We start from the raw sequence: 22,105 nt of genomic DNA, 5'->3' as shown, positions 1-22,105 counted from the left end.
CCATAGGGTCCGGCCGGGATATTGGCAAAGGCCGTGCCAATAGTTCGGCCCGCTAGTTCGGCTAGGCCCGGCGGGCGTTCCAGATGGATTCGGCGCGGTCCTTCAGGGCCTCGTTCATCGCCCGGAAGCCGCGGCGGACGGGCCCCGCCATCCGGCGGCCCAGCGAGGGGCCCATCAGCCCGCCGAAGATCTCGCCGTTGTCGACGATGCAGCCCGCCTCCGCCAGCTGCTGGATCTCGACGTAGCGCAACGTCTTGATCAGCCCGCCCAGCAGCGACAGCTGCCAGTGCAGCTGCTCGTTCGGCACCCACTCCAGCACCCGCGGCCGGATCTCCTGCGGCGCCTGGCCGGGCAGCTGAAGGGTCAGGGTCAGCGGCTCGCCGATGCGGATCACGCCCGCCGCCTTGGTGTAGGTGGGGTTCCACTCGGACCAGCGCTCCAGGTCGTAGAGCACCTCCCAGATCACCTCGGCCGGCGCCTGGATGCCGATGCGGTCCTCCACCCGGTAGCCCTTGGGCCCCTTGGGCGGGGGCGGCTTGCCCTCGGTCTTCAGGCTCATGGTCTTGGGGCCCATGCCGCCGCCGCGGCCGAACGGTCCCGCCTTGTAGTCAGGGGTCTTCAGCGCCATCAGGCCTGCTCCTTGATGCGCCAGGTGGCGCCGGACGGTCCGTCCATCACCTCGACGTTCAGCGCCGCCAGCTCGGCGCGGATCTGGTCGGCCCTTGGCCAGTCCTTGGCCGCCCGCGCCGCCTGCCGCTGCGCCAGCAGGTCCTCGACCCGGGCCTTCAGGTCCTCGTCGGCGCCCGACTGGAACCAGGCCTGCGGCGCCTGGGCAAGGAAGCCCATCAGGTTCGCCGAGCCGACCAGCCGGCCCCGCCCCTCGGCCACCGCGGCCGCGTCCTTGCGCATGATCGCAGAGCGCAGCTCGTCCGAGATCTGGAACAGCGCCGCCATGGCCGCCGGGGTGTTGAGGTCGTCGTGCAGCGCCGCCTCTACGCGCGGGTCGACGAAGGGCTCGGCCGCTGCATCGCCCGGCCGGGCGGCGTCGTCCAGCACCCGGTACAGCCGGTCGAGCGCGCTCTTGGCCTGTTCGATCAGCGTGTCCGTCCATTCCAGCGGCTGCCGGTACTGGCCCGAGAGCAGCGCCCAGCGCAGGGCCTCGCCCGGCCAGGTCTTCAGGAGGTCGTGGGCCAGGGCGACGTTGCCGACGCTCTTGCTCATCTTCTCCTCGGCCATGTTGAGGAACCCGTTGTGCAGCCAGTACCTCGCATACGTCTGGCCATGCCCGTGCGGATGCGCCGCGCACACCCCCTGGGCCAGTTCGTTCTCGTGGTGCGGGAAGACGAGGTCGATGCCCCCGCCGTGGATGTCGATCGGCAGCCCCAGGGCCTCTTCGATCATCGCCGAGCACTCGATGTGCCAGCCGGGCCGCCCCGGCCCCCACGGGCTCTCCCACTCGGGCTCGCCGGGCTTCGAGGGCTTCCACAGCACGAAGTCGCGCGGGTCCTTCTTGTAGGGCGCCACATCCACCCGCGCCCCGGCGATCAGGTCCTCGAGCGGGCGGCCCGACAGCTTGCCGTAGTCGGGGAAGGCCTCGGTGGAGAACAGCACGTGGCCCTCGGCGGCGTAGGCCGCGCCGTTGTCCACCAGCCGGCCGATCATGCCGACGATGGCGTCCATCGTCTCGGTGACCTTCGGCTGGAAGGTGGGGGCCAGCGCGCCCAGCGCCCGCGCGTCGGCGTTGTAGGCGGCCAGGTAGCGCTCGGCGACCACCCCGATCGGCACGCCCTCCTCGGCGGCCTTGCGGTTGATCTTGTCGTCCACGTCGGTGACGTTGGCCGCGTAGAGGACGTGGTCCTCGCCGTAGAGCGCGCGCAGCACCCGGAACAGCAGGTCGAACACCACCACCGGCCGGAAGTTGCCGATGTGGGCGTAGTTGTAGACCGTCGGCCCACAGACATACATCGTCACCCGCTCGGGATCGGAGGGGACGAAGTCCCGCTTGGCGCGGGTCATGGTGTCGTAGAGCTTGAGGGTCATTGTCACGCTGACGCTGGGGAACGGTTGCCGCGGGCGCGGCCAGGCCCATATACATTTCGCCCGGATGCGAGGCCACGGGAACTCCTGACCCGTACCTTCATCCAACACAGGGTGGCACGCGTCATCTCCGGGACCTTCGTCCCGGCGCAACTCAGCCCTTGGGATACCTTCTGGATGGATGCTCCTGCTCGCGACCGCACCCTGATCGGGTCCGACGTCGACCTCGAACCCGTGAAGCGCCCGACGCGCGAGGAGGCCATGGAGGCCGTCCGCACGCTCATCGCCTGGGCCGGCGACGATCCGCGCCGCGAAGGCGTGATCGACACGCCCAAGCGCGTGGTGGACGCCTACGCCGAATGGTTCGAGGGCTACAGCCTCGATCCGGCCAAGGAGTTGTCGCGCACCTTCGAGGACGTCCAGGGCTACGACGACATCGTCATGCTCCGCGACATCGAGGTGGAAAGCCACTGCGAGCACCACATGGCCCCGTTCCTCGGCAAGGCCTACGTCGCCTACATGCCGACGAACCGCGTGGTGGGCATCTCCAAGCTGGCCAAGGTGGTCGAGATCTTCGCCCGCCGTCTCCAGACCCAGGAGACCATGACCCAGCAGATCGCCGACGCCATCACCGACAGCCTGCGCCCCGCCGGCGTCGCCGTGCTGATCGACGCGGCGCACCAGTGCATGACCACGCGCGGCGTGCACCACCGCCACGTCTCGACGATCACCACCCAGTTCACCGGGGTCTTCAAGACTGACCCCACCCTGCGCCAGCGCTTCCTCGACTTCGTCAACCGCCGCTGACGCCCCCTCCTCTCCCCCTCTCCTCTCCCCCTAGCGCGCAGCGCCGAGAGGGAGAGGATTGAAGAGAGGGAGGGAGAGGATTGAGGAGAGGGCCCGCGCGCAGCGCGGGAGCCGCCGCGCCTTCGCCCGACCCGGCCCGGTGACGCCGCCGCCGGTTCGCGGCATAACCGCGCCATGACCGCCTTCCCCACCGCCCCCAGCGCCGACGCCCTCGAGAACGGCAAGGTCCTCGCCCCGCGCTTCGACGACAACGGCCTGATCGCCGCCGTCGCCACCCACGCCGAGACGGGCGAGGTGCTGATGCTGGCCTGGATGAACGCCGAGGCCCTGCAGCGGACCCTGGAGACGGGCGAGGCGCACTACTGGAGCCGTTCGCGCCAGGAGCTGTGGCACAAGGGCGCCACCTCGGGCCAGGTCCAGGTGCTGGAGGAGCTGCGCATCGACTGCGACCAGGACGCGGTCTGGCTGAAGGTCTGGCCCCAGGGCGACGGCGGCGCCTGCCACACGGGCCAGCGCTCGTGCTTCTACCGCACCGTCGAGAACGGCAAGCTGGTCCGCCGTCCATGACGACCCCATGACGACGCTGGAGGCGCTGGTCGCCTTCGCCCTGGCGGCCGGCCTGCTCACCATCACGCCCGGCCTGGACGTGGCCCTCGTCCTGCGCACCGCCGCCGCCGAGGGCGCGCGCAAGGCGTGGATGGCCGCCCTGGGCGTCTGTCTCGGCACGCTCTGCTGGGGGGCGATCGCCGCCCTCGGGCTCGGCGCCCTGCTGGCGGCCTCGGAGCTGGCCTTCGAGATCCTGCGCTGGGCGGGCGCGGCCTACCTCGTGTGGCTGGGCCTCAGCCTCGTCCTGCGGCCCCGGGCCCGCTTCGACCTGGCGCACGGCGCGGTCGCCCCGCGCAGCGACGCCGGCTGGTTCTGGCGCGGCGCGCTCAACAACCTGCTGAACCCCAAGGCTGGGGTCTTCTACATCAGCTTCCTGCCCCAGTTCGTGCCGAAGGACGCCCCCGCTGCGCCGTTCATGTTCGGCCTCGCCTGCCTGCACGTCCTGATGGGGATCGCCTGGTTCGCCGCGCTGATCGCCGCCACCCGTCCCATCGCCGGGGCGCTGCAGAAGGCCGCCGTCGTCCGCTGGCTGGACCGGCTGACCGGCGGCGTCTTCCTGGCCTTCGGCCTGCGCCTGGCCCTGGAACGCCGATGAGGGAGTCCATGAGGGGGCCGCCGACCAGGTTCACCTACGCCGCCGCCGAGGTCGAGCGGGCGCTGGCCGAGGCCCGCGAGTTCCCCGCCCTCGACCAGGCGCTCGCCGATGTCATGAACCTGCGCGAGGGCTTCCGCGAGCCCGAGATCTACGCCCGCACGCTCTACTGCACGGGCATCGACGCCCTCGTGCCCCGCGTGGCGAGGGGCCTCAACCTGCTCGACCGCCCGGCCCCGGGGAAGTCCAACGACAACCCGGTCATCGTCGCCACCAAGTTCTACGGGACCGGCGGCCACACCCAGATCGCCCGCGACATCGTCGCCCGCCTGCCGGCCGACGCCACGGCGGCGATCTACACCGACGTCTACAGCGAGCTGCGCTACCACGCGCTGCAGGCCTTCCCCGGCCTGCGTTCCGACCTCGGCGAGCGGGCCACGCTGATCCTCGACGCGGCGAGCCCCAGCGCGCGGATCCTGGAGCTCTACGCGATGCTCGCGGCCCTGCGGCCCACCCGCATCGTCCTGATGTGCCACCCGATGGACATCGTGGCCGTCGCCGGCTGCTGGCCTTTCCGCGACGTGGTCGACTTCATCCACCACGTCGACCATGTCCCGGCGGTGGGGGCCGCCCTGCCGTTCTCGGGCCACGTGGACGTGACCTACACCTGCCACCTGGCGTGCCGGGGCGAGGGGCTGGACGCCGTCTACGCTGGCATGGCCGCGCCCCGGACGCCGCCGTCCGCGCGGCCGCCGCGCCCTCCCGGCCGGCCGATCCGCATCGCCACCTCCGGCAATCCGCACAAGTTCAAGGGCCGGCTCAGCTACGGCTGGACCGACTTCGCCGTCGCCGCCCTGCGTCGTCCCGACACCGAGATCGTCCACATCGGCCCGGCCCACGACTGGCTGAGGGACGAGGTCGGCCAGGCCCTAGCCGGGGCCGGCGTCGACCCGGCGCGCTACGTCTTCCAGGGCTTCGTGCCCAGCCTGCACGCGGCCCTGCTGGAGCTGGAGACCGACGTCTATCTCTCGAGCTTCCCCGAGCCCGGCGGCAAGGCCAGCCTGGAGGCCATGGCCGCCCACCTGCCGATGATCCTGCCGGTCCCGCACGACCAGCCGCCGCTGGCGCGCTTCCGCCTGCCCCTGCACCGCTGGATCGAGATCGAGCGGCCCGACCAGCTCCCCGCCGCCCTCGACGCCGCCCTCGCCCTCGGCGACGCCCTGCGCAGCCCCGCCGAGGTCGCCCGCCTGGAGGCCGAACTCGCCCGCTTCGACCGCTGGGTCGCGGGCGAGCGCCCCGCCCCCGTCCCCGCCGAACGCCTCCCGGACTGACGCCCGCCGAGCGCTCCGGGCGCGTCAGCTGTGAGCCAAAGAGCCTTCGTCCTATGGCGCGTCCGCAACGGGTCCAGGCTGTGCAAAAACTCACCGGCTTTGCTTGGCGTGGTCGAAACCGTTCGGGTCCGGCCGCGGCTCCGTGCGCGTCAGAGCGCGAAAGCCGCGATTTCAGTCCAAACACTGGACCGGATTTCTTATCTTTTGACGTTTTTACACAGCCTCGGTCGATAGCGGACGCCAGCGCCGAGCCCGAGACCCGACGCTCCGAACTGAACTGAGGGGTGGGAAATGAATGTTGGCGTGCGCCCGCGCCTAATCTAGCTTGGCTTGATGGCGGCCCAGTCCCGTTCTCCTGAAGGCTATAGGTTTCGTCGCAGTCGCAGCTTGGCGGCGCTGGCTTGTTTCGTTCCCGCCACCGCGCTGGCGACGATTGATTTCGTCAGCGGCACAGGCTGGTTCTGGCAGCTCGTTCAGTTGGGGCTGTTTGGGGCCGGCGCGCTTATTTTCTGGCGAGAGCATAAGCGCGCGCGCGCTGCTGGCGCCGCGCCCGCCCAGGCTTCGCCTAACGAGCCACCGTCGCAATAAAGTCCGCAGCGGCTTCATGCGGGCGACCCAGTCCAAGACCTCTCCGCATCAACGGTGGAACGGCCAGCTCCCCCCTTTCGTCATCGCCCGGCTCGTCCGGGCGACCCAGCCCAACGCCTCTCCACACCAACTGCGGAACGACACCAGGATGGGTGGCCCGAACAAGTCGGGCCGTGACGGACTTGGGGGTGCATGCGCCCCGCTCCCCCATCCCCTTCGTCATCGCCCTGGAGCCGTGCGGCTGCGCACGCCCCCTCCCGGACCTGCGCGCTAGGCGCCCCGCCGCCGCCCCGGCCGGTTGCGCAGCCGCACCGCCTGGCGCCGCAGCCGGCCGACCCGGCGCCCGGCGTCGGGCCCGCCGGCCAGGGCGATCTCCAGCGCCTGGTCGGCGAAGATGTCCTCGCGGTCCTCGCACGCCTGGGCGACCTCCCGGGCGAAGTCGGGCCGGGTGCGCACCCATTTGCCCAGGGTCTTGCGGCACGGCATCCCGGGCAGGCGCGAGAGGCTGTTGAACGAGTGGCCCTCGACGATCCGCGCCAGCACCGCCTCCTGCAGGTCCTCCGAGAACAGCCGCGCCCGCGCGCGCTTGCGGGCCCAGGCGGCGAGGATCAGGCGCACCAGCGCGTCGAACTCGCGGTTCTCCCGCCGCCACCGCGCCACCGTCGCCGCGCTGGGCAGCGACGGGTCGCCGTTCAGCAGGGCGCGCAGCCCCTCGCCGCGGTTCAGGCCCACGATGATCCGGTCGGCGGCGGCCTGGTCGAAGGCGCGGCGGCGCTCGCGCAGCCGCTGGATCCGGATCCCGGCCTTGCCCTCCGCCTGCAGCCCGAGCGCCTCGGCGAAGCCGGGCGCCGTCGCCCGCCACAGGCGCAGCCGCCGCCAGCTCGGCATGGCCGGGTCGCGCACCACCGCCGCCAGCGCCTCGCCGGCGCTCAGCCGGTCCAGCAGCGCCTTCGCCACGGCCGGGTCGAAGGCGTCCCGGCGGGTGCGCCCCAGGGCCATCGCATCGGCCATCTCGCGGTCGAACAGCGGATCGCGCCGGCGCCAGCCCAGCACGGTGGCGGCCGACGGCATGCCCTCGGGCGCGCAGATGTCCTTCAGCCGCTCGCCCCGCGCCGTCCGCCGGGCGATCTCGGCCTTCAGCTCGGGCCAGCGGGCGCGATACCGGGCGTCCATGCCGGCAGCATAGCCCAGCCGGCGGAAAAAGAGAACATTTCGCGAACAACCGGCCCTCGGGCGGCGTTCGCGGCCCGGCCGGTCAACCGATCAGGCGGAACAGGGCGTCCACGATCCAGCCGATCACGGGCATCAGGGCGGCGATCAGCAGGAAGGGGGCGACCAGGGTCGCGATCTCCATCGCGCAGGACGCGGACTCGCGATCCCGCGGATCCCTCAGCGGCACGTCGGCCATGGCGTTTCACTCCCATGCGGGGCTTCTGATGAGCTCCCTGCATGGAAGACAATACGCCAGCTTCGCGGACGTTGCAGCCCCCCGCCATCGCGGCCTCCTCCCCCTGGCGGGAGACGGGCCCCGGGGACCTACAGGCCGAGCAGGTGCGGGCCGACGATCGGGATCGCCATCATCACGGCGAAGCCGACGCTCAGCAGCGAGAGGGCCACGGGCAGGATGTTCATGGGGAGGGCCTCCGACGGACCCTGCCCATGTAGGCGTCCGCCCCCGTCCCCGCATCCACCCATTTCCGCAGAGCTGTTCTGCCGTTTTGGAAGCAGCGCCCCATCCTCCCCCACCGGGGGAGGGGGACCGCGAAGCGGTGGAGGGGGCTTCCGCTCAGAAGGCGCGGCCCCTCTCCCCGACCCTCTCCCTCTCGCTTCGCGGGGGAGAGGAGAAGACGCCCCCTCCTCTCCCCCCGAGCGCAGCTCGGAGAGGGAGAGGATCGAGGAGAGGGCCCGAGCGAGGGAACGGGGGCGCAGCGAGGGAGCCCCCCTACCCCTCCGCCGGCGCGCTCAGGCCCGTCCCGTCCGGCCGCACCACGAACCGCTTCACGGGCGCGGCCGTGAACTCACGGGCGGTGATCGTGGAGACCCCCACCATCTCGGCCGTGGCCGCCTCCCGGCTGAGGGTCAGCAGCACGAAGCCCTTGGCCGTCTGGTTGTTGTAGAGCACCTCGCGGTTGGCCCGGGCGATCACCTCGCCCCAGTCCAGGCCGTCCACGATCTCGCCGGCCCCCGGGCTGGTGATCCCGGTCGTGCCGAACTCGGCCGCCACCCGCCGGCCCTCGGCGTCGTGCAGGTCGTTGGCCCAGAACGAGTGGCTGTCGCCCGAGACCACGATCGGCCGCGCCTTGGCCTGCCGGAACAGGCCGTACAGCCGCTCGCGGTCGGCGGGGTAGCCGTCCCACATGTCCAGCGCCGCCGGCACGCCGAGCTCGGCGGCCTGGTCGCGGCGGTTCAGGCGCGACATGGGGATCGGGCCGATCCGCGCGGCCTCCTCGGGCTTGAGGGCCGCGCGCAGGTTCCCGTCCACCCGGGCCATGACCACCTGGTTGCCGATCACCTGCCAGGCGTGGCCGGCCTCCACCGAGGCGGCCAGTTCGCGGGCGATCCAGGCCTCCTGGGCCGGGCCCATCATCCGCCGCTCGGGGTCGTTCAGCTTCGCGCGGAACGCCGCCGCGTCGGGCTTGCCGTCCACCATCGGCAGGTCGCGCTTCAGGTCGAGCTGCTGGTCGCGCGCGCCGATCCGGGTCTCGACCATGATCACGCTGGCGAGGTCGCCGAAGCGGAAGCTGCGCGCCGCCGCCTGCGTCAGCGACTGGCCCGCCGCCGGCTCGCGGATCGGCATCCACTCGTAATAGGCCTTCAGCGCCGCGGCCTTGCGCGCCGCCCAGTCGCCCTCCTCGGCCGGCTGGTGGTTCTGCGCCCCGTTCAGCCAGCTGTCGTTGGCGGTCTCGTGGTCGTCCCAGGCGACGATCCAGGGCGCGCGGGCGTGGGCCGCCTGCAGGTCGGGGTCGGACTTGTACTGCGCGTGCCGGGTCCGGTAGTCGGCCAGGCTGACGATCTCGCGCGGGGGATCGTGCGGCCGCTCGCCGGCCACGGCCGAGTCCATGCCGTAGCTGCCCGGACCGCCGTACTCGTAGATGTAGTCGCCCAGGTGCAGCACCGCGTCCACGCGCGGCAGGTCGGCGATCGCCCGGTAGGCGTTGAACCAGCCGTTCGGGTAGAGGCTGCACGAGGCCACCGCCAGCACCACGTCCTTCACCCCCGCCTGGGGCAGGGTGCGGGTGCGGCCGATGGGCGAGGTCACCCCTTCGGCCTCGAACTCGAAGGTGTAGGCGCGGCCGGGATCGAGGCCCTCCACGTCCACCTTCACCGTGTAGTCGCGGTCGGGACCGGTGACGCCCTCCCCGGCCTTGGCGCCGCCGGCCCGGCGGTCCACGGGGTTGAGCCGCCAGCGGTAGGCCACCGGCCGGCCCAGCTGCGCCGGCGTGATCCGCGTCCACAGCACCACCTTGTCCTGCAGCGGGTCGCCCGAGGCGACGCCGTGCGCGAAGGCGACCTTGCCCAGCGCCGTGCGCGCCTTGGCGCCCGTCGGCGCGGCCGCCCCCATCCCCAGCAGCGCAAGCGCTTTGCGTCGATCGATCCGCATGGCCGTTTCCCCCGTTGCGTCCGGCACGTATTAGTCCGTCGAACGCCACAGGAGCATGACAACCGATGTCGAAGGAAGGCCTCCACGTCCCGCGCGAGAAGCTGAAGCGCGAGACGCTCAACAAGCACTACGCCATCACCTCGATCATCGAGGAGCTGGAGGCCGTCGACTGGTACCGCCAGCGGGCCGACGACTGCGACGATCCCGAGCTGCGCGCCATCCTGCTGCACAACGCCAAGGAGGAGCTGGAGCACGCGGCCATGGTGCTGGAGTGGCTGCGCCGCAACGACGAGGAGACCCACGCCCAGTTCGAGGAATACCTCTTCAAGGACGGCTCCATCGCCGGCCACGAGGAAGGCGCCCGCGACAAGCATGGCCTCTGAGGCGGACGAGGAGTCCGAGGTCCTGACCGCCGAGGTCCCGGCCGAGCTGGCGGGCGAGCGGATCGACAAGGCGCTGGCGGGCCTCCTGCCCACGCTGTCGCGCGCCCGCCTCCAGGCCCTGCTCGCCGAGGGACGGGTGACCCGCGGCGGGGCGCCCGTGGACGCCAAGGCCAAGGCGCAGGCCGGCGCCTACGCCATCGCCGTCCCGCCGCCCGAGCCGGCCGAGCCGCAGCCGGAGGCGATCCCGCTGACGGTCCTCTTCGAGGACGCGCACCTGATCGTGGTGGACAAGCCGGCCGGCATGGCCATGCACCCCGCGCCCGGCAGCGAGCGCGGCACCCTGGTCAACGCCCTGCTGGCCCATTGCGGCGACAGCCTCTCGGGCATCGGCGGCGTCGCCCGGCCGGGGGTCGTCCACCGGATCGACAAGGAGACCTCGGGGGTCGTGGTGGCGGCCAAGACCGACGCCGCCCACCAGGGCCTCTCGGCCCTCTTCGCCGCCCACGACATCGAGCGCGTCTACATCGCCCTCACCCGCGGCGCCCCGCGCCCCGAGCGTGGCGTGATCGAGGGCGCCATCGCCCGCTCGGCGCATGACCGCAAGAAGATGGCGCTGGTGAAGTCCGGCGGCCGCCATGCGGTGACCCACTACGCCGTCGAGCGCGTGTTCGGCCCGCAAGAGCGGCCGCTGGCCGCCCGCGTCGCCTGCCGGCTGGAGACCGGCCGCACCCACCAGATCCGCGTCCACCTGGCTTCGAAGGGGACGCCGTGCCTGGGCGATCCCACCTACGGCTCGGGACCGCCGGCCGAGGCGGTGCGCGAGGCGATCCGCCAGGCCGGGCTGGCGCGCCAGGCCCTGCACGCCGCGGTGCTCGGCTTCCGCCATCCGGTGAGCGGGCAGGCGCTGCGCTTCGAGAGCCCCCTGCCCGCCGACATGGCCGCGCTGGAGGTCCTGCTGGGGCGCCTGTAGAGCTTCGCTAACAGCGGTCGTCAGAAAGCCTGCCTTGATGGCGCCCAAGTCGGGGGGTACTTAATGCCCCACTGGAGTAGTCGGGCTTTCAGGTCGTCCTCCCACGGCCTAGCTTCCCTGCAACCTGGCGCCTATCTGAAAGGTTGGGGGGCGACGGTCCTTGCGCGCGGGTGTCGCGCGCCGGCCTGAAGTCCGGTCCGAGAGGGGATAGTGTCCATGGCCGCCAATGCGCTCGCCGTGATGTCGCCGGAAGGCGGCCTCAGCCGGTATCTGACTGAAATCCGCAAGTTCCCGATGCTCGCGAAGGACGAGGAGTTCATGCTGGCCAAGCGCTGGCAGGAGCACCAGGATCCCGAGGCGGCGCACCGGCTCGTCACCAGCCACCTGCGGCTCGTGGCCAAGATCGCCATGGGCTATCGCGGCTACGGCCTGCCGATCGGCGAGGTGATCTCCGAGGGCAACGTCGGCCTGATGCAGGCGGTCAAGAAGTTCGACCCCGACAAGGGCTTCCGCCTGGCCACCTACGCCATGTGGTGGATCCGCGCCTCGATCCAGGAATACATCCTCCGCTCCTGGTCGCTGGTCAAAATGGGCACGACCGCCGCCCAGAAGAAGCTTTTCTTCAATTTGAGAAAGGCCAAGAGCGAAATCTCGGCTCTGGAGGAGGGCGACCTGCGTCCCGAGCAGGTCCGCCAGATCGCCACCAAGCTCGGCGTGCTGGACGAGGAAGTCATCTCCATGAACCGGCGCCTCGCCGGCGGGGACGCCTCGCTGAACTCGCCGCTGCGGGCCGATTCCGAGAGCGAGTGGCAGGACTGGCTGGTCGACGAGGACACGCCCTCGCAGGAGAGCGTCGTCGCCGAGGCCGAGGAGCGCGGCATCCGCATGGAGCTGCTGCAGGAGGCCATGGCCGAGCTCACCGACCGCGAGCGCCACATCCTGACCGAGCGGCGGCTGAAGGACGAGCCCACGACCCTCGAGGAGCTCGCCTCGCAGTACGGCGTCAGCCGCGAGCGGGTGCGCCAGATCGAGGTCCGCGCCTTCGAGAAGCTGCAGAAGTCGATGCGCGCGGCGGCCGAGGAGCGGAACCTGGTCGAGGCCTAGGCCGCGACCCCCTCGTCCTTGGGCATGTAGGCCATCAGCGAGGCGGCGTGCCTGGCCACGTCGGTCGCGCTGATGGCGACGCCGGTCTTGCGCGACAGCACGATGTAGCGGTGCAGCTCCGCCGCCGCGGTGGCCAGCTTCAGGTCGGCGGCGGCGGTGGCCAGCTTCTGGATCTGCACGACCTGGGTCTCGATGGCGCGGGAGGCCTGGGACGGGTCGCTCTCGAACGCCGCCACGGCCGAGCGCAGGATCTTCAGCGCCTGGGAGATGCGCGCCGCGTCGGGCGTCTGCCGGGTGTCGGAGCGGCGCTTGAGCGGGCCCGTGTAGTCGCCCGAGTTGAACCGGCGCCGGTCGGGCCCGACGTAGCCCACGGCCTCGATCCAGTCCCGCTGGCGCAGCGTCACCGCCTCCAGCCGCCGCAGCAGGTCCTTCATCGTGAAGGGCTTGCGCAGGAACTCGTGCACGCCGGCGTCGCGCGCAGCCAGGATGCCGGCGGCGGTGGCCGTGCCGGTCACCATGATCACCGGCGCCTGGCGGCAGGCCAGGCTGCTGCGCCGCAGCTTCTTGGTGAACTCCACGCCGTTCATCTTCCCGATCTGCATCTCGACGAAGATGATCTGCGGGTCGGCGGATTCGCAGAGCTTGAGCGCCCGCTCGGACGTGGGCGCCGTCCAGGTCTGCGCGCGGGAGATGTTGCGCATCGCCTCGCCGATCAGCGCCGCGCTGGCCGCCTGCGGATCGGCGATCAGCACGCGCCGCAGCATGGGCGCCATCCGGGCGATGGTCTTCTTCTCGTCGTCGAACACGGCGGGCTCCGCTCCCTGGGGGCCCGCATAACGCGTTCCGGTAAAGAACCGCTTGACGCGGCGTGACGCCGATCGTCGCAGCGTCAGTCCTGGAAGGGGTCGCGCATCAGGATCGTGTCGTCGCGCTGCGGGCTGGTGGAGAGCAGGGCCACCGGCGCGCCGATCAGCTCCTCGATGCGCCGGACGTACTTCACGGCGTTGGCCGGCAGGTCCTTCCACGAGCGGGCGCCCTGGGTGGTCTCGGACCAGCCCTCCATCTCCTCGTAGACCGGCGCGAGCTCGCGCTGCGCCTTCAGGCCGGCGGGCAGGTAGCCGATCTCGCGGTCCCCGAGCCGGTAGCCCGTGCAGATCTTCAGCGTCGGCAGGCCGTCGAGGACATCGAGCTTGGTCAGCGCAATTCCGGCGATGCCGTTCAGGGCCACCGACTGGCGCACCAGGGCGGCGTCGAACCAGCCGCACCGGCGCGAGCGGCCGGTGACGGTGCCGAACTCGCGGCCCACCGTGCCCAGGTGCTGGCCGACCTCGTCGTTCAGCTCGGTCGGGAACGGTCCCTCGCCCACGCGGGTGGTGTAGGCCTTGACGATCCCCAGGACGTAGCCCGGTCCCTTCGGCCCCAGGCCCGAGCCGGCCGCGGCCTGGCCGGCCACGGTGTTCGAGGAGGTCACGTACGGATAGGTGCCGTGATCCACGTCCAGCAGCGCCCCTTGCGCGCCCTCGAACAGCACGCGGCTGCCGGCCTTGACGATCTCGTCCAGCATCAGCCAGGCGGGCCGCGCGTAGGGCAGGATCTTCGGCGCAAGGGCCTCCAGCTCGGCCAGCAGCGCCGGGCCGTCGTACTCGGGCAGCCCGAGACCGCGGCGCAGCGGGGTGTGGTGGGCGAGCAGGCGGTCGATCTTGGCCTCCAGCGCCTCGCGATCGTGCAGGTCGGCGACCCGGATGGCGCGGCGGCCGACCTTGTCCTCGTAGGCGGGCCCGATGCCGCGGCCCGTCGTACCGATCTTGTTCGTCGCGGCCGCCTCGCGCGCCTGGTCGAGGTCGCGGTGCAGGGGCAGGATCAGGCAGGCGTTGTCCGCCAGCACCAGCAGATCCGGCCCGATCGACACGCCCTGCGCGCCCAGGGTCTCGATCTCCTTCAGCAGGTGCCAGGGATCGACCACCACGCCGTTGCCGATGATCGACAGCTTGCCCTGCACCACGCCCGACGGCAGCAGCGAGAGCTTGTAGGTCTGGTTCCCCACCACCAGGGTGTGGCCCGCGTTGTGGCCGCCCTGGAAACGCACCACCACGTCGGCGCGGTTGGACAGCCAGTCCACCAGCTTGCCCTTGCCCTCGTCGCCCCACTGGGCGCCGATCACCGTCACGTTGGCCATGAGATACGATCTCCCCACCTGCCCGGAAGACGCCTCCCGGCCCTTCGACAGGTGCTCGGCGGGGAGGCGGAGATCGATTGCGGGCGCCCGTTTAGACCAACTGGCCCTCGCCCTCAAGGCCCGCCGGGGCTATCACGCCGGTCCATGAGCATGCCGCGCTTCCACCTCGCCTTCCCCGTCCGCGACCTGGCCGAGGCGCGCGCCTTCTACGGCGGGCTCCTGGGCTGTCCCGAGGGGCGTTCCAGCGACGCCTGGATCGACTTCGATTTCCGCGGCCACCAGATCGTCGCCCACCTGGCGCCGGACGAGGTGGGTCACCGCGACACGAGCGCCGTCGACGGCGAGGACGTGCCGGTCCGCCACTTCGGCGTGATCCTGACCCTGCCCGAGTGGCATGAGCTGGCCGAGACGCTGAAGGCCGCGGGCGTGAAGTTCATCATCGAGCCGCAGATCCGCTTCAGGGGCCAGCCCGGCGAGCAGGCCACCATGTTCTTCCTCGACCCCTCGGGCAACGCCCTGGAGTTCAAGGCCTTCGCCGACGACGCGATGGTCTTCGCCAGATGAGCGTCACCCCTCCCGGCGTCACCCTGGCCGACATCGAGGCCGCCGCGGCGCGGCTGAAGGGCCATGCGGTCGAGACGCCGGTCATCGAGAGCCCGGCGCTCAACGAGCGGGTCGGGCGGCGGGTGCTGATCAAGCCCGAGACCCTGCAGCGGGTCGGCGCCTTCAAGTTCCGGGGGGCCTACAACCGCCTCGTCCAGCTGGACGCCGAGGAGCGCCGCCGCGGGGTCGTGGCGTTCTCCTCCGGCAACCACGCCCAGGGCGTCGCCCTGGCGGCGAAGCTGCTGGGGATTCCCGCGGTCATCGTGATGCCGAAGGACGCGCCGGCGGTGAAGGTCGCGGCCACGAAGGGCTACGGGGCCGAGGTGCTGTTCTACGACCGCCTCACCGAGAGACGCGAGGCGATCGCCGCCAAGATCTCCGAGGAGCGCGGCGCCACCGTCGTTCCGGCCTTCGACGACCCGCACGTGGTGGCGGGCCAGGGGACCGCCGGCCTGGAGCTGGCCCGCCAGGCCCAGGCCGCGGGCGCGACGCTGGGCGTCGTCGTCGCCCCGATCAGCGGCGGCGGCCTGATCGCGGGCGTTGGCACGGCGGTGAAGGCGCTCTCGCCGCAAACGGCGGTCGTCGGCGTCGAGCCCGCAGGATTCGACGATGCGAAGGCCTCACTCGAGACGGGCGAGATCGTCGTCCGGAAGGCCACCGGCCGATCCATGTGCGATGCGCTGGAATCCCCCTTCGTCGGCGAGATCACCTTCCCGATCATGCAGCGGACGGTGTCGGACATCGTCACCGTCACCGACGCCGAGGTGGCGGAGGCGATGCGCTACGCCTTCCAGACGCTGAAGCTGGTGGTGGAGCCCGGCGGCTCGGTCGGCCTCGCCGCCCTTCTGAGCGGCAAGGTGGCGCCCTCCGGCGACGTCGGCCTCGTCCTGTCGGGCGGCAATGTCGATCCCGACCAGTTCGCCCGGGTGATCCGCGGCGAGCTCTAGCGCCTAGCGGAAGATCTCCAGCGGCGCCCCGGCCTGCGGATCGAACGCCCGCCAGTCCAGCCCGAGCGCCCGCAGCGCCGTCGCCGCGACCTGATCGGCGTGGGCGCAGTCGCCCGGCGGCCGCGCGCCCGGGAGCACATCCGGACCCATCGCTGCGAACCAGGTGGCGTCCGAGCCGGCGTGCGCCGCCTTGCCGTGGTGTTTCCAGGCCTCGGCCCCGCCCTTGCCGCGTCCGTGGTCGGTGGTGACGATCAGGGTGGTCCTCCCCCGGTACGCCGGGTCGGCCTGCAGCGCCGCCCAGAGCTCGGCCAGGAACCCGTCCGTCCGCCGGGCCGCGTCCAGGGTCATGTCGTAGCGCCCCTCGTGCGCGAAGTCGTCCGTCTCGCCGTAGGAGACGAACAGCACGCGCGGCTTGTCATGTCGCAAGGCCTCCAGCGCATAGCCGTGGGTGACCGCGTCCACCCGCACGGTGGACCACAGCCGCGGGCTCCAGCGGGCGAACTCCGCGACCTTCGCCTCGGCGGGCGTGCGCGCCGGCAGGTCGTCCCAACCGTCGTTCACCGGCACGCCGCTGCGGGCCTCGTTGACGATGTCCTCGAACCGGTCCCAGGAGGCCACCGCCCGCACCTGGCCCGCGAACCCCGGCTGGCGGTTCAGCCACTCCAGAACCGTGACGTTGGCGTTCGGGCCATGCTCGTTCGAGCGGATCTTCGGATCGGGCCTCCCGGTCAGGATCTCGTTGTAGCCGGGATACGAGAACCACATCTCGTTCGAGACCGCGAAGCACGAGCCCTTGTCGCGGTCGCCCAGCAGCACGCCCTGCCGGGCGACGACGCCTGTCAGGAACGGCGTCAGGGCCATGATCCGGTCCGGCGGGGCCACGAAGCGCGCCTGCACATCCTGCGGCTCGTGGACGAAGGCCCGGTCGGCGGCGCGGGCCGGGTTGGCGCCCCGGAAAACCTCGGTCCAGTCCAGACCGTCCAGCGTGACCAGCACGAGGCGGCGGTCGTCCGCCGCCAGGGCCGGCGGACCGAGGGCGGCCGCGAGCGCCAGTCCCGCGAGCCAGCGGCCGATGTTTCCCCACGACAGACCCGTCATCCGCAAGCCCCCTTCATCCGGCCCGGTGACTAGCAGGGCGATCTGACAGTTCCGTGAGGGCTCAGGCGGCCCTGACTGCGAGACTGCGATAGATCTCCACATAGGCGGCGGCCATCACCGTGTAGAGCAGCCCGTAGAGGGCGCTGAAGAAGGCCAGCGCCGCGAGGCCGAGCACCACGAGCATGACGACGCCGCCCCCGGTTGCGCCGGCCACCGACAGGACGATGCCGCCGACGATCACGGCCGGGATGACCACCACCACCGCGATGATCAGCAGCAGGAACGCCAGGGCCAGCATCGTCAGCACGATGCGCCACCCCTGGCCGCGGGTCAGCCGCCAGGCGTCCAACAGCACGAACCGCTCCTCGTCGAACGCCTGGACCCAAGCCAGGGAGAAGCGGGAGGCGAAGTAGAGGCAGGCCGCCAGGAGAGGCAGGCCGAGCAGCAGGCCCCAGATGAGGGGCGTCGCGCCGGTCGCCCCCGAGAGCAGCCCGGTCGCGAAGGCCGCCAGGCCGGCGACCGGCAGCACGACGAGGATCGCCAGCAGGGCGAGCGCGATCGATGTCAGCATCAGCCACAGCTCGCCCCGGCCGAGCCTCAGGAAGAAGAAGCTCCGCTCCTGCGGCCGCAGGAGCGCGCGGGCGACCGCGCCGTACAAGGCGGCGTTGAGCAGGAGCGACAGGATCAGCATGACGGGGAGCACCAGCAGGGCGCGGCTTTCGGCCCGGCTGTCCACCAGCGCCGCCGCGGCCTCGGGATCCTCGGTCATCAGGCGCAGGTACTCGGGCAGGTCGCCGCCGAGCGACAGCGCCTGCATGACGAGGCCGAACAGCATGTAGCCTGCGCCCCACGCCAGCACCGCCAGCGGCTCGCGCCTGGCGAGGCCGAACCCGCTCTTCAGCGCAGCCTCGATCGAAAAACCGCCCATCCGACACCCCCCCTCGTCACGTGGACGGCGTGAGCATAGGCTGCAAACGCCCAGGTTGCACAGGGCGCCTAGAGCCGGTCCTCCGGGACGGGGCCGCGCGGCGCGTGCCGTGGGGTGACGAGGCGCGCGAGCTTGGGCTTCAGCCAGTTCTCGAAATCGTCGACGAACTCGTAGACCACCGGCACCAGCACCAGCGACAGCAGCGTCGAGGTGATCAGGCCGCCGATCACCGCCACGGCCATCGGCTGGCGGAACTCGGCCCCCTTCTCCAGCGCCAGGGCGGTGGGCAGCATGCCGGCGGCCATGGCGAGGGTGGTCATGACGATCGGCCGGGCCCGTTCGCGGCAGGCGTCGATCAGGGCGTCGTGCTGGCTGACCCCCTCGCGCTCGCGCTCGATGGCGTACTCGACCAGCAGGATCGAGTTCTTGGCCGCCAGGCCCAGCAGCATCAGGAAGCCGATCAGCGAGGGGATCGACAGCGACAGGTTGAAGATCAGGAGGCCGATGAACGCCCCGCCCACGGCCAGCGGCAGGGCCGAGAGGATCACCAGCGGCTTGAAGAAGCTGCGGAACAGCAGCACCAGCACCGCATAGATCATTCCCACGCCGGTGAAGATCGCCACCCCGAAGCCGGCGAACATCTCGGCCATGGCCTCGGCGTCGCCCACGGCGCCCGGGCGCACGCCCGCCGGCAGGTTCTTCATGATCGGCAGGTCCATGACCGCCTGGTTGGCCTCGCCCAGCTCCACGCCGTCGGCCAGTTCGGCCTGGATGGTGATCTGGCGCTGGCGGTTCAGGCGGTCGATCCGGGCGGGGCCGGCCTGGAACTCCACGTCCGCGACGCTGTCCAGCGTGGTGACGCCGCCGGTGGCGGTCGGCACGCGCAGCTGGCGGATCCGCTCGAGGTCGGCGCGCGCGTCGGCGGGCAGGCGGATGCGGATCGGGATCCGCCGCTCGCCCTCGTTCAGCTTCGGCACGTTGGCCTCGATGTCGCCGGTCGTGGCGACGCGGGCGATCTGGGCGATGACGTCCACCGAGACGCCCAGGCGCGCGGCCTCGGCGGTGCGCGGGCGGATCACCACCTCGGGCCCGACGGGCGGGTTGGAGGGCCTGGGGTCGGCGACCACGTCCAGCGTGCGCATCTGGCGCTCGAGCTCGAGCGAGGCCCGTTCCAGCGCCTCGGGATTGTCGCCCGTCAGGACCTGCTGGAAGCCGGCCGAGCCCTGGAAGTCGAGGAAGTTCAGCCGCGCGTCCGGGATGGCCCGCAGGTCGTCCCGCACCCGGTCCTTCAGCTCGGCGCCCGAGACCCGACGGTCGGGGCTGAGCAGGACGGTGATGGTGCCCGAGCGCAGGTCCGACGAGCCCGGCCCGCCGCCGGGACCGAAGTTGGCCACCGTCGTGCCCACCTGGGAGAAGACGTCCGTCACCTCGGGCTGGCGCTTCATCACCGCCGTGACGCTCTGGGCGATCTGCTCCATGTCGGAGACGGTCGCGCCCGGCGGCCCCTGGACGTTGACGTAGATGTAGTCGGGGTCCCCCGCGGGCTGGAAGCCCTGCGGCAGCAGGCCGGCGAGCGCCACCGAGCCGATGAAGATCAGGCCGCCCGCCAGGGAGGCGAGGATCCGGTGGCCGAGCGCCCACTCCAGGGCGTCGCGGTAGAAGCCCTTGAACGGCTTGCGCTCGTGCGGCTTCGCCGTCGGCTTCAGGAAATAGGCGGCCAGCAGCGGCGTCAGCATCCGGGCGACCAGCAGCGAGAACAGCACCGCCACCGAGACGGTGAGGCCGAACTCCTTGAAGAACTGGCCCGGGATGCCGGGCATGAAGCTGACCGGCGTGAACACCACCACGATGGCCATGGTGGTCGCCACGACCGCCAGGCCGATGGCGTCGGCGCCCTCCAGCGCGGCCTCGAACGGCCGCATGCCGCGCTGCACCCGCTTTTCGATGTTCTCGATCTCGACGATGGCGTCGTCGACCAGGATGCCGATGACGAGCGTCAGGGCCAGCAGGGTCACGACGTTCAGCGAGAAGCCCGCCATCTTCATCACGAAGAAGGTCGGGATCAGCGACACCGGCATGGCCAGCACGGTGATCAGCGTCGCCCGCCAGTCGCGCAGGAAGAACAGCACCACCAGCGCCGCCAGCAGCATGCCCTCCAGCAGCACGTGCTGGGTGGCGCGGAAGTTGGCTCGGGTCTCGTCCACCGAGGAGAAGATCTTGGTGAACGTCACGCCGGGATGGGCCTTTTCCAGGTCCGCCAGCTTCTCGGCGGCGGCGTCCTCGACGGCCACGTCGCTGGAATCGCGGGTCTTGCTGATCTGGAAGCCGACCACGGGCCGCCCGTTCAGCCGGGCGAAGCCGCGCACCTCCGAGCCGCCGTCGCCCACCTCGGCCACGTCGGTCAGCTTGACGAACCGGCCGTCGCCGGTGGCGATGGTCATCTCGCGCAGCTGGGCGACGGTCTCCACCGAGCCCAGGACCCGCAGGGTCTGTTCGCGGCCGCCCACCTTGACCCGGCCGCCGGGGGCGTCCACCTGGAATCCCCGCAGGGCGTTGTTCAGCTGGGCCGCGGTGAGCCCGCGCGCCGCCAGCTTGTCGGGGTCGACGATGACGTTGATCTCGCGGCTGACCCCGCCCACGCGGCTGACCTGGGCCACGCCGTTGGCGGTCTGCAGGGTGCGGGCGACGGTGTCGTCCACGAACCAAGACAGCTCCTCGTCCGACATGGCGGGCGCGGCGACCGCGTAGGTCACGATCGGGAAGGCGCTGTCGATCTCCACCTGGGTGACAGTGGGCTCGTCGATGTCGCGCGGCAGGTTCTGGCGGACCTGGTCGATCTTGGCCCGGACCTCGTCGGTCTTCTTCTGCAGGTCCTCGCCCATCTCGAACTCGATGGACGTGGTGGAGACCCCCTGTGTGACCACCGACTGCACGTTGTTGACGCCGGAGATGCCGGCGATGGCGTCCTCCACCGGACGCGTGATCTGGGTCTCCATCTCCCCGGGCGCGGCGCCGCTCTGGGTGACGGTGACGGCCACCATCGGGAACTGGATGTTGGGGTACTGCTTGATGTGCAGCCCCGCGTAGGCGATCAGGCCGGCGACCACCAGGCCGATGAACAGCACGGCCACGGGGACCGGGTTGCGGATCGCCCAGGCCGAGATCGGGAAGTCGGTGCGCGCGTGCGGCTGGCTCATCGGCGGGTCGCCTGGGTGTTGGCGGCCGAGGTCTGGGCCGGGGCAGCCGCCTTGCCGGCCGCCTTGCCGTCCGGCTGGGCGGCGGCGCCTTCGACGGGCCGCACGCGGTCGCCGTCGAGCAGGAAGGCGGCGGCGTTCTGCACGACGCGCGAGCCGGCCGGCGGGCCGCGGACGATCTCAACCAGGCCCGAGCCGCGCTGGCCCGTCTGGACCGGGACGCGGCGCACGCGGTTGTCGGCGCCCACCACCATCACGCTGGCGCCGTCGGCGTCGTAGCGGATCGCCGTCTCGGGCAGGGCGGGAACCGCGCCCACGGCGTCGTCGAACTCGGCCCGGGCGAAGCCGCCCGCGCGGATGTCGCTGCGCACCGGCAGCAGGATGCGCACCTCGCCCAGCTTGGTCTGCGGGTCGATCTGCGGGCTGACCAGGCGCACGCGGCCCTGCACGGCGGGCCCGTTCGGCAGGGTGACGGTGGCCGTCTGGCCGGGCCGGATGCGGGCGAGGTCGTCCTGGGACATGTCGGCCGACAGCTCGATCTGGCCGTCGCGGGCGATGCGGAACCATGGCGTGCCGGCGCCGGCGGCCAGGTCGCCCGGCCGCACCGTCCGCTCCAGCACCAGGCCCGAGACGGGCGCCGCAACCGAGAGCTTGCGCATGCGGGTCTGCAGGTCGCGCAGGTTCGCCCGGGCCGCCTGGGCCTGGAACCGCCGCTGGGCGATCTGCTCCTGCGAGAGCACCCCTTCGCCGTCGAGGCCTTCCACCCGCCGGGCCTGGTCCTCGGCCTGGGCCGCCTGGGCCTCGGCCTGGGCCACCTGGGCCTGCAGCAGGGCAGGGTCGAGCTGGACCAGCGTCTGGCCCGCGCGGACGTAGTCGCCGACATCGGCCATCACCCGCAGCACGCGGAAGCCGGTCACCTCGGGCGCGACGGCCGCCTCCTCCCGGGGCACGAGGTCGCCCGAGGCCGACAGCGACCCGGCGATCGCTCGGGGCTCGAGGCGCACGACGCGGACCGAGCGGGCCTGCTGGTCGTCGGACGGCGGCGGGGGCGGGGGCTTGTGGCAGGCCGCCAGCGCCAGGGCCGCGAGGACCGGAACGAGGGTGAGCTTCAGTCGCATGCCGTCTCTCATCGGGGCCTGT

Annotated in this window: 21 protein-coding genes; 10 read left to right on the top strand and 11 right to left on the bottom strand. The window is 71.7% G+C overall.

The genetic code is table 11. The annotated features are described in order from the left end of the window. Positions 1–61 precede the first annotated feature (61 nt). Both PHZ_RS02275 and cysS read right to left on the bottom strand, forming a co-directional pair. Positions 62–628, bottom strand: coding sequence for an SRPBCC domain-containing protein (locus PHZ_RS02275; RefSeq protein ID WP_148216766.1), 567 nt, complete (start codon positions 626–628; stop codon positions 62–64). Then, a complete protein-coding gene (gene cysS / locus PHZ_RS02270; protein WP_012520980.1) occupies positions 628–2,040 on the bottom strand; it encodes a cysteine--tRNA ligase in 1,413 nt (470 codons plus the stop codon). The genes PHZ_RS02275 and cysS overlap by 1 nt, the downstream gene beginning before the upstream one ends. Before the next feature lie 174 nt (positions 2,041–2,214). Between cysS and folE the strand changes: the two genes are divergently transcribed. The 5 genes from folE to PHZ_RS22535 all read left to right on the top strand — a co-directional run bounded on the left by folE (position 2,215) and on the right by PHZ_RS22535 (position 5,961). Continuing rightward, positions 2,215–2,844: a GTP cyclohydrolase I FolE gene (gene folE, locus PHZ_RS02265; protein ID WP_012520979.1), complete on the top strand. Its 630-nt coding sequence runs from the start codon at positions 2,215–2,217 to the stop codon at positions 2,842–2,844. A 174-nt stretch (positions 2,845–3,018) separates the two neighbouring features. Further along, a complete protein-coding gene (gene hisI, locus PHZ_RS02260; protein WP_012520978.1) occupies positions 3,019–3,411 on the top strand; it encodes a phosphoribosyl-AMP cyclohydrolase in 393 nt (130 codons plus the stop codon). A 7-nt stretch (positions 3,412–3,418) separates the two neighbouring features. Continuing rightward, positions 3,419–4,045 (top strand): LysE family translocator, encoded by a 627-nt coding sequence (locus PHZ_RS02255; RefSeq protein WP_012520977.1) that lies wholly within the window; start codon positions 3,419–3,421, stop codon positions 4,043–4,045. A gap of 8 nt (positions 4,046–4,053) precedes the next feature. Continuing rightward, positions 4,054–5,373 (top strand): glycosyltransferase, encoded by a 1,320-nt coding sequence (locus PHZ_RS02250; RefSeq protein WP_012520976.1) that lies wholly within the window; start codon positions 4,054–4,056, stop codon positions 5,371–5,373. 333 nt (positions 5,374–5,706) lie between these two features. Continuing rightward, positions 5,707–5,961, top strand: a complete 255-nt coding sequence (locus PHZ_RS22535; protein ID WP_148216765.1) for a hypothetical protein — start codon at positions 5,707–5,709, stop codon at positions 5,959–5,961. A 270-nt stretch (positions 5,962–6,231) separates the two neighbouring features. On the opposite strand, the gene PHZ_RS02245 is transcribed toward PHZ_RS22535, so the two are convergent. From PHZ_RS02245 to PHZ_RS02240, 3 genes are all read right to left on the bottom strand, one after another. Beyond that, the gene (locus PHZ_RS02245; RefSeq protein ID WP_041373022.1) at positions 6,232–7,134 is read right to left on the bottom strand and encodes a terminase small subunit-like protein; all 903 of its coding nucleotides are present in this window, start codon (positions 7,132–7,134) and stop codon (positions 6,232–6,234) included. Between the two features lie 82 nt (positions 7,135–7,216). Next, complete coding sequence (locus PHZ_RS22960) at positions 7,217–7,369, bottom strand: hypothetical protein (protein WP_183280739.1); 153 nt, start codon at positions 7,367–7,369, stop codon at positions 7,217–7,219. A gap of 534 nt (positions 7,370–7,903) precedes the next feature. Continuing rightward, entirely contained in the window at positions 7,904–9,562 is a 1,659-nt protein-coding gene (locus tag PHZ_RS02240) for an alkaline phosphatase D family protein (protein ID WP_012520974.1), read from the bottom strand. A 65-nt stretch (positions 9,563–9,627) separates the two neighbouring features. Here PHZ_RS02240 and PHZ_RS02235 point away from each other — a divergent pair, with 65 nt between their 5' ends. The 3 genes from PHZ_RS02235 (at position 9,628) to rpoH (ending at position 12,019) form a co-directional block, all read left to right on the top strand. Continuing rightward, the gene (locus PHZ_RS02235; RefSeq protein ID WP_012520973.1) at positions 9,628–9,945 is read left to right on the top strand and encodes a ferritin family protein; all 318 of its coding nucleotides are present in this window, start codon (positions 9,628–9,630) and stop codon (positions 9,943–9,945) included. Further along, complete coding sequence (locus PHZ_RS02230) at positions 9,935–10,915, top strand: RluA family pseudouridine synthase (RefSeq protein ID WP_012520972.1); 981 nt, start codon at positions 9,935–9,937, stop codon at positions 10,913–10,915. The genes PHZ_RS02235 and PHZ_RS02230 overlap by 11 nt, the downstream gene beginning before the upstream one ends. A gap of 207 nt (positions 10,916–11,122) precedes the next feature. After that, positions 11,123–12,019, top strand: coding sequence for an RNA polymerase sigma factor RpoH (gene rpoH, locus PHZ_RS02225; protein WP_086003998.1), 897 nt, complete (start codon positions 11,123–11,125; stop codon positions 12,017–12,019). Here the strand turns inward: rpoH and PHZ_RS02220 are convergent. Continuing rightward, positions 12,016–12,825 carry a response regulator gene (locus PHZ_RS02220; RefSeq protein WP_041373020.1) on the bottom strand — a complete coding sequence of 270 codons (810 nt, stop codon included), beginning with the start codon at positions 12,823–12,825 and terminating at the stop codon, positions 12,016–12,018. The two genes, rpoH and PHZ_RS02220, sit on opposite strands and share 4 nt — an antisense overlap. Positions 12,826–12,908: 83 nt before the next feature. Further along, positions 12,909–14,195: an adenylosuccinate synthase gene (locus PHZ_RS02215; protein WP_012520969.1), complete on the bottom strand. Its 1,287-nt coding sequence runs from the start codon at positions 14,193–14,195 to the stop codon at positions 12,909–12,911. 144 nt (positions 14,196–14,339) lie between these two features. On the opposite strand from PHZ_RS02215, the gene PHZ_RS02210 reads away from it, so the two are divergent. Together PHZ_RS02210 and PHZ_RS02205 are read left to right on the top strand one after the other, a co-directional pair. Beyond that, positions 14,340–14,759, top strand: a complete 420-nt coding sequence (locus PHZ_RS02210) for a VOC family protein (protein ID WP_041373018.1) — start codon at positions 14,340–14,342, stop codon at positions 14,757–14,759. Then, complete coding sequence (locus PHZ_RS02205; protein WP_012520967.1) at positions 14,756–15,745, top strand: threonine ammonia-lyase; 990 nt, start codon at positions 14,756–14,758, stop codon at positions 15,743–15,745. Before PHZ_RS02210 ends, PHZ_RS02205 begins: the two co-directional genes overlap by 4 nt. 3 nt (positions 15,746–15,748) lie before the next feature. Here the strand turns inward: PHZ_RS02205 and PHZ_RS02200 are convergent, their stop codons facing one another. The 4 genes from PHZ_RS02200 to PHZ_RS02185 all read right to left on the bottom strand — a co-directional run bounded on the left by PHZ_RS02200 (position 15,749) and on the right by PHZ_RS02185 (position 22,083). Then, positions 15,749–16,843: an alkaline phosphatase family protein gene (locus PHZ_RS02200; protein WP_012520966.1), complete on the bottom strand. Its 1,095-nt coding sequence runs from the start codon at positions 16,841–16,843 to the stop codon at positions 15,749–15,751. A 61-nt stretch (positions 16,844–16,904) separates the two neighbouring features. After that, positions 16,905–17,771, bottom strand: coding sequence for a hypothetical protein (locus PHZ_RS02195; protein ID WP_012520965.1), 867 nt, complete (start codon positions 17,769–17,771; stop codon positions 16,905–16,907). Between the two features lie 68 nt (positions 17,772–17,839). Continuing rightward, on the bottom strand, positions 17,840–20,968 hold the full coding sequence (locus PHZ_RS02190; RefSeq protein WP_012520964.1) for an efflux RND transporter permease subunit: 3,129 nt from the start codon (positions 20,966–20,968) through the stop codon (positions 17,840–17,842). Continuing rightward, positions 20,965–22,083: an efflux RND transporter periplasmic adaptor subunit gene (locus tag PHZ_RS02185; RefSeq protein ID WP_236611860.1), complete on the bottom strand. Its 1,119-nt coding sequence runs from the start codon at positions 22,081–22,083 to the stop codon at positions 20,965–20,967. Before PHZ_RS02185 ends, PHZ_RS02190 begins: the two co-directional genes overlap by 4 nt. Between the last annotated feature and the right edge of the window lie 22 nt (positions 22,084–22,105).

Origin of the sequence: Phenylobacterium zucineum HLK1, assembly GCF_000017265.1 — a bacterium.
GTDB lineage: Bacteria > Pseudomonadota > Alphaproteobacteria > Caulobacterales > Caulobacteraceae > Phenylobacterium > Phenylobacterium zucineum.
Note: the sequence above shows the minus strand (reverse complement) of the source record. Positions and strands in the feature narration are given on the sequence as shown.